Raw genomic sequence first — 6,843 nt, 5'->3', positions numbered from 1 at the left:
TGCGACCTTCGCCTTGAATGCAGGGCTGTGGTTCCGTCTGGGTCGTTTGGTCATCTTCGCTCCTTCGTCTCGGCAACGCTGCCGGATCAGGAGCGGAAAATCCACCTAACTCAACTGTTCAGATTTGCCGCGCCACCTCTCGACATCGCCTATCAGCCGCAACAAGATACGCTGTTCCCGTGGCTCACGATCTGCGAGAACGCCCGCCTCGGCCTTGAAATCAGGGGCGTGGACCGGTCCAGGGCGACCGGCCGTGTGCGCGCCCTCTTTCCGGCGTTCGAGCTGCAAGGTCACGAGGACAGTTTTCCCGACCAGTTGTCGGGCGGGATGCGTCAAAGGGCGGCCTTCCTGCGCACCATCGTCCAGGAGACCCGCTTGCTCTTGCTGGATGAACCGTTCTCGGCGCTGGATGCGGTGACACGGCTTCAGATGCAGGACTGGCTGGTCGACCGCTTGGCCGAGCGCCCGCGGGCCGTCCTGATGGTCACCCACGACCTCTACGAGGCCACGCTGATTGCAGACCGCGTGCTGGTGATGGCGGGCGGTCCCGGCCGCATCGTCGCCGATATTCCAATCCCCCGCCCCCGCGCCGAACGTGACGAGGCCGCGCTGGCCGAGATTCGTTCGACGCTCAAGTTCATGCTACTGAAGGAAACGACATGAAGATCACGATCTTGAGCTGCGCCGCCATTCTCGCGGCCCCCACGGCCCATGCGGAAACGGCGAACATCGCGCTCGACTGGACGTTGAACACGAACCACATCGGGTTGATCGTCGCGCGCGAGAACGGGTTTTTCGCCGAGGAGGGTCTGGAGGTCGACATCCTGCCCTATTCCGACACGGCCTCGACGGCGCTTCTTGCCGCCGGGGCGGTCGACTTTGCTTACATGACCGCGTTGGGGTTCATGAGCGCCAAGGCCGGCGGCGCGGACATCACCGCGCTCTGGGTGACGATGCAGCGCGAGGCGGGTCGGCTGGTCTATAACAGCGACAACGCCGAGATCTCCCGCCCCGCCGATCTGGAAGGCCTGACCTATGCCGGGTTCGGCAGCGCCTGGGAGGACGCATTGATCTCGACGATGATCGAAAACGACGGCGGCACAGCGGAATATGACACCGTGACGCTCGGCACCGGCGCCTACGAGGCCCTGGCCTCCGGTGCCGTCGACTTCACCCTGGAGGTCGCCACCTGGGAAGGTGTGAACAGCATGCTTCTCGGGCGCGACCAGTCGCATTTCGTCTACGCGGATTACGGCGTGCCCGAACCGCAGGGCGGTTACATCGGGACCCGGACCCCGACGCTGCTGAATGCCCCCCATACCGTGGATGCCTTCATGGAAGCGACCGCAAGGGGCTACGCCTGGGCAGCCGAGAACCCGCAGGCCGCGGCGGAGATCCTGATCGAGGCCGGAAACTTCCCCAACGAAGACCTCGTCCGCGGCTCGATGCGTGTCATTGATGATGGCGGGTATCTGACCGACGGAACCGCCCCGGTGGGCTGGATCGACGAAGACAGGCTGACGGCGATGGCGCAATTCCTCTACGACAGCGGCGTGTTGCGCGGAACCGACGGCCAGCCTCTCGTATGGCACGGCGATGTGTCAGACTGGTTCGACCAAAGCTGGATGACCGACTAACAGCGCGGTGGTCAGGACGAGGCCTCTGCACGGCGCATTGGGCTCGATCGCGCAGGTGCAATGGACTGCTTCCCCTGCCGCTCTCTGCCTCAACGACGCTGCAGGCCCACAGCTGCCATTTATCCCTCACAAGGCGCGCGCGGTGCCTTTCCCTTCCGCAGGTTCATCAGTCCACTTGATGGTAGCGCGCCGCATTAAAACCCTTGCTTGGTCAGTTCGTCGGCGATGCGCGCGCGGGAGCTCTGGTGACGGGTCGGGAAGGCCGCAAAGTAATCTGCCGTTCTGGCATCTGGCTTGCTCCTGCGGATGTCCTGCCGCAGGTGCTTGGCTCGTTCACGCTGACCAGCCAGCCCATTGGCGGCAAGAGAGATCATCTTGATCAGGTAATGCGCGCCAGGTTGTGCTGCGGCGCGATCACCCCACATGGCGGCTGCCGCATAGTCCTCCTGCTGCATCAGCAACTGTGCGCGCACCCCGTGGACGCCATAAAGAAGCGGGTCGAAGGGGCTAAGGTGCAAGGACCTGTTCAACGCGTTGACAGTCGCAGCCGCGTCGCCGGTCAGCATCGCGGTAAAGGCAGATGCGTAGAACCCCTGAGCGTAGTTCGGATTAAGCGTGGTCGCCCGCGAGAGCCAATCTGAAGCGATTTCGGGCTGATCCGTCAGCCAGAATGAGCGGCCCATCGTGAAATTCGCGAAAGGGTCGAGTGAATCCAGCTCCAATGCGCGTTCGGCATGTTGTCGGCTGGCAAGGGTCGCCGCCCCGGTGTCAGTGCCGAGGCGCAAGAATGCGGTCAGGAAGCTGGTGAAGGACAGCCCAGCATGCGCACGTGCGAACCGCGGTTCTGTTGCAACCGCGCGCTCAAAAAAGGTCCTTGCAAGCGCTGTGTCGGTTGCGGTGAAGCGATAAAGATGCCGAAGCCCGACGTGGTAATTCGCCCAGGCATCGAGATCCTCGAGATTCCTTAGTTTGGCGGCCCGCGCCTCATTGGAAGGAATGTGTGCTTCGAGCGCGGCCACCAGATGTGCGACAATGGTGGACCGGAGTTCGGTCATTCCGTCGAGTGAATCTTCGATCCGGTCCGCCCAAAGCACCTGCCGGGTGCTCGCATCCGTCAGTTCGAGCGTCACCGCGATCTCCCCGCCGCGGCTTTCGATGATCCCGGTAAGAACGTAGCGCACCGACAAGGTCGACGCGACTACATCAAGGTCGGTCGTGCCCAATCCAAAGCGGAATGAAGAGCCACGTGCGATCACCGAAAGCCAGCGCAGCCGCGACAATGCCTCGATGATCTCATGTGGAATTGCCTCTGCCAGAACAGCAAGATCCGGCTCCAGTCCAAGCGGCCTGAGCGGGAGGATCGCGATCGACGGCCTTCCTGAAATGTGCTCGCGCGTTGCCGGAGACAGGGCATCGGATGCTGCCCGCGCCGGTTGTGTCGTCTTGACCTCTGCAACGAAACGAAAGCCTCGTCCATGAACGGTCCGGATCACCTCCTGCCGTGCGCCGTCGTCGCGCACAGCTTGGCGCGCAGATCGAACGCGACTGGAGATGCTGGCATCCGAGACGGCCTGTCCCTTCCAGACTGCTTCCACGACCTCATCCTTCGAGACCATGCGGTCGTGGTTTCTAACGAGATGAACCAGTAAAGCGAGCACCTGTGGCTCGAGCGGCACGGGGTTCCCGCTTCGAAGAAGTTCGAAGCGATCCGGGTCAAGATGAAACTCTCCGAATTTCCAAGCCATGTCTCTGGATACAGGATAATCGCGAAGTTCTACAGGAAATCTACAGGGGTCCGTCAAGCGCGAACTCTCACGCGTGGTAGCTTCAATCCAAGTCAGAGCCATTCTCGCGACCGTCGCGTAGATCGTGAGGCAAAGTTCGTGTGGGCAAAGCAATCACAATTTGTCAGTCCGAGATGCCTTTAGGCACCCGCCCCCTTCAACCAACCGAACAGGAACGGAGAAACACAATGGATGCCAAGACGATGCGCACGAGCGCGGGACGCGGGAAGCTCTTTTCCAGCGTGCTGGAAACAATCGGTGAGACACCCGCGATCAGAATCAACCGCCTCGCCCCTGAGGGAGTGGAGCTTTATGTCAAGGCCGAGTTCTTCAATCCGGGCGGGTCGGTCAAGGACCGTCTGGCGCTAAGCATCATCGAGGAGGCCGAGCAGGACGGTCGCCTGAAACCCGGCCAGACGGTTGTCGAGGCGACCTCGGGCAATACCGGGATCGGGCTCGCCATGGTCTGCGCCGCGAAAGGTTATCCGCTGGTGGTGACGATGGCCGACAGCTTTTCGGTCGAGCGGCGCAAGCTGATGCGCATATTGGGTGCGAAAGTTGTGCTCACGCCGCGAGCTCAGAAGGGTCTCGGCATGTATCGCAAGGCGATCGAGCTTGCGGAGACGAACGGATGGTTCCTTGCCCGTCAGTTCGAGACTGATGCCAATGCCCGCATCCACGAGAATACCACGGCGCGCGAAATCCTCGCGGACTTCTCGGGTCAACGACTGGATTGGTGGATCACCGGCTATGGCACCGGCGGGACGGTGACGGGAGTGGCCCGCGCGCTCCGCCGCGAACGCCCTGAAACGAGGATCGTCCTGTCCGAGCCTGCGAACGCCCAGCTTCTCGGCAGTGGTCACGTTCAGTCGCGCGATGCCGTTGGCGCGCCTGCCGAAAGCCACCCGGCCTTCGAACCGCATCCGATCCAGGGCTGGACCCCGGATTTCATCCCCCATGTCCTCCAAGAAGCGGTCGACCACGGGCTCTATGACGAACTGATACCGGTTGCCGGACCGGAGGGCATCGCGTGGACGCAGAAGCTGGCACGATCCGAGGGTATCCTGACCGGCATTTCCGGCGGATCGACCTTTGCGGTTGCAATGCAGATCGCCGAGCGCGCGGAGCCCGGCAGCGTTATACTCTGCATGCTTCCGGACACGGGTGAGCGCTATATGTCGACCCCGCTGTTTGAAGCGATCCCCGAGGATATGACCGAGGAGGAGATGGAACTCTCTAAATCGACCCCCGGTTACCAGTTGGATTGAACCATGTCAGAAGACTCTGAATCCCTTGATCCTGTTGATTGGGAAACGTATCGCGCCATTGCGCATCGGATGGTAGACGACGCGGTCGAATATATCCGGGATGTGCGGTCTCGGCCGGTCTGGCAGGACATGCCGCCAGACGTGCGGGCGCGGTTTCGCAATGGTGTGCCCGAGCACGGCGTGCCGCTGCATGAGGTCTACCGCCAAGTCGTTACGGATGTTCTGCCTTACCCAATGGGCAACATCCATCCGCGGTTCTGGATGTGGTATATGGGGGCGAGCAACTTCACCGGCGCGATGGGTGATTTCCTCGCTGCCATTCTCGGATCCAACCTCGGCGGCGGCGACCATGCCGCCGCCGAAATCGACAAGCAGGTGGTCGACTGGATGAAAGAGATGGTGGGCTATCCGGCCCAGGCCAGTGGAACGCTGGTCTCGGGTGGCTCGATGGCGAACCTGATCGGGCTGACAGTAGCACGCAACGCCATGTCCGGTATCGACCTGCGGAAGGAGGGCGTTGGCGCTCTTTCCAGTCCCATGCGCTTTTATGGCTCGGACCAGATCCATTCCTGCCACCGGATCGCGGTCGAGGCGATGGGTCTTGGCGACCGGGCGTTGCGACGTGTGTCGTCCGACGCCGAGTGTCGGATGAGCCTAACCGCATTGCGCAAGGCCATCGCCGAAGACCGGGCCGCCGGTCTCCGCCCGGCCTGCGTGATCGCGACAGCCGGGACCGTGAATACCGGTGCCATTGACGATCTTGCGGCCATAGCCGACCTTTGCGCCGAGGAAGGCCTCTGGATGCATGTCGATGGCTGTATCGGCGGGCTGCTTGCCATCGCACCGGCAGGGCGCACGCTGGTGAACGGGATCGCGCGCGCGGACTCGATCGCCATTGATCCGCACAAATGGCTGCATGCCCCGTTCGAGGTCGGCTGCGCGCTGGTGAGGGACGCGGACGCGCATCTCGGCACGTTCTCGGTCACGCCGGAGTATCTCGAGGCGGCACCTCGGGGTATCGCCTCCGGTGCCTGGCTGCACGACTTCGGGCTGCAGACATCGCGTGGGTTCCGCGCACTCAAGGTCTGGATGGCGCTAAAGGAACACGGACTGGCGAAGTTCGGGCGACTGATCGATCAGGACCTTGCCCATGCCCGCTACCTGTCCGAGCACATCGCGGCCACGAAGGACTTGGATCTGTGCTTTCCGGGCGTCATCAACATCGTCTGCTTTCGCTATGACCCCGGCGGCCTGTCGGAAGTGGCTCTCAAGTGCCTGAACTCGGAGATCATGGTGCAGATGCAGGAGACCGGCATCGCCGCGGTATCGGATACGACGGTAAGGGGTCTCCATTGCCTGCGCGCAGCAATAAACAACCATCGAACGACGACTTCTGACTTGGACATACTGGTCGAGGAGGTCGCGCGGATAGGCGCGGCACTGGTTGAAAAAGTATCCACCGGCTGACGAGACGTCTCCGGCACGAGAAGGTTCCGACCATGCCCTCGTCAGGTTCGCAACTGGGTCTCGCGGCGTATCCTTCTGCGGAAGCCAACCGCATTATCGGCTGCGCAGGAGGAGGCAGAAAGTTCTGCATTACAAGCATTCAAGTTCCGAGCGTCGAACGACCACGCTCCACCCATTGTCGATGCTCGCTTATGCCGCGGCGAAAGTCTGCGTTTCGCCCTTTGGGTCGCGTCTATCATCAGCGATTTTCCGGCCAAGCACATCTTTTTGGCAATCTTCATTGCCCTGCTGATCGAGAAGAACCAAGTTCGCCTTACTTCGAAATGCATTCAATCAATGAGGATCATCGTTAAGTCCGCCTGGTCTGCTGCCGGTTTTGGACCTGTCACGCTTTCGTGCCGCCCCAGGTGCTCGTTTAAGCCACTTTCCGTTCGAAGGCGAACGGGCTTTTCCAGCCCAATGCTGAGTCCCGTCGACGAGGATTGTAGAAGCCATTGATGTATTCGAAGATGGCCATCTCAGCTTGCCGCCTGGTTGCGCATGACCGGCGCCAGATCAGCTCGCGCTTGATGGTTTTGAAGACCGTCTCGACTGCTGGATTGTCATAACAATTGCCCTTCGCAGACATCGACACCTTGAACCCATGTTGCCGCAGGATCTTCTGATAGTCGTGCGAACAGTATTCGC

The 6,843-nt window shown here is 61.5% G+C and carries 6 protein-coding genes; 4 read left to right on the top strand and 2 right to left on the bottom strand.

Features of this window, described 5'->3' with window-relative positions:
- Positions 1 to 663: ABC transporter ATP-binding protein (locus tag AC13C7_RS00180; protein ID WP_482866210.1), on the top strand; the 663-nt coding region annotated here is incomplete at its 5' end.
- Positions 660 to 1,637, top strand: coding sequence for an ABC transporter substrate-binding protein (locus AC13C7_RS00175; protein ID WP_482866209.1), 978 nt, complete (start codon positions 660 to 662; stop codon positions 1,635 to 1,637). The genes AC13C7_RS00180 and AC13C7_RS00175, both read left to right, overlap by 4 nt.
- Positions 1,638 to 1,831: 194 nt before the next feature.
- Here AC13C7_RS00175 and AC13C7_RS00170 read toward each other — a convergent pair whose 3' ends face one another.
- On the bottom strand, positions 1,832 to 3,382 hold the full coding sequence (locus tag AC13C7_RS00170; protein WP_482866208.1) for a winged helix-turn-helix domain-containing protein: 1,551 nt from the start codon (positions 3,380 to 3,382) through the stop codon (positions 1,832 to 1,834).
- A gap of 227 nt (positions 3,383 to 3,609) precedes the next feature.
- On the opposite strand from AC13C7_RS00170, the gene AC13C7_RS00165 reads away from it, so the two are divergent.
- Both AC13C7_RS00165 and AC13C7_RS00160 read left to right on the top strand, forming a co-directional pair.
- Positions 3,610 to 4,689 (top strand): PLP-dependent cysteine synthase family protein, encoded by a 1,080-nt coding sequence (locus AC13C7_RS00165; protein WP_482866207.1) that lies wholly within the window; start codon positions 3,610 to 3,612, stop codon positions 4,687 to 4,689.
- A gap of 69 nt (positions 4,690 to 4,758) precedes the next feature.
- Positions 4,759 to 6,156 carry a pyridoxal phosphate-dependent decarboxylase family protein gene (locus tag AC13C7_RS00160; RefSeq protein ID WP_482866206.1) on the top strand — a complete coding sequence of 466 codons (1,398 nt, stop codon included), beginning with the start codon at positions 4,759 to 4,761 and terminating at the stop codon, positions 6,154 to 6,156.
- Positions 6,157 to 6,571: 415 nt separating this feature from the next.
- On the opposite strand, the gene AC13C7_RS00155 is transcribed toward AC13C7_RS00160, so the two are convergent.
- Positions 6,572 to 6,843, bottom strand: a 272-nt coding sequence (locus tag AC13C7_RS00155; RefSeq protein WP_482866205.1) for an IS3 family transposase, incomplete at its 5' end; no start/stop codon positions are given.

It is taken from the genome of Alterinioella sp. B-7 (assembly GCF_056857775.1).
The sequence above is the reverse complement of the archived record's forward strand: the minus strand, read 5'-3'. Positions and strand labels throughout refer to the sequence as shown.

Coding starts and splice junctions, on each gene's coding strand:
- AC13C7_RS00170 (WP_482866208.1), bottom strand. CDS start 3,382: ATGGCTTGGAAATTCGGAGAGTTTCATCTTGACCCGGATCGCTTCGAA.
- AC13C7_RS00165 (WP_482866207.1), top strand. CDS start 3,610: ATGGATGCCAAGACGATGCGCACGAGCGCGGGACGCGGGAAGCTCTTT.
- AC13C7_RS00160 (WP_482866206.1), top strand. CDS start 4,759: ATGGTAGACGACGCGGTCGAATATATCCGGGATGTGCGGTCTCGGCCG.
- AC13C7_RS00175 (WP_482866209.1), top strand. CDS start 660: ATGAAGATCACGATCTTGAGCTGCGCCGCCATTCTCGCGGCCCCCACG.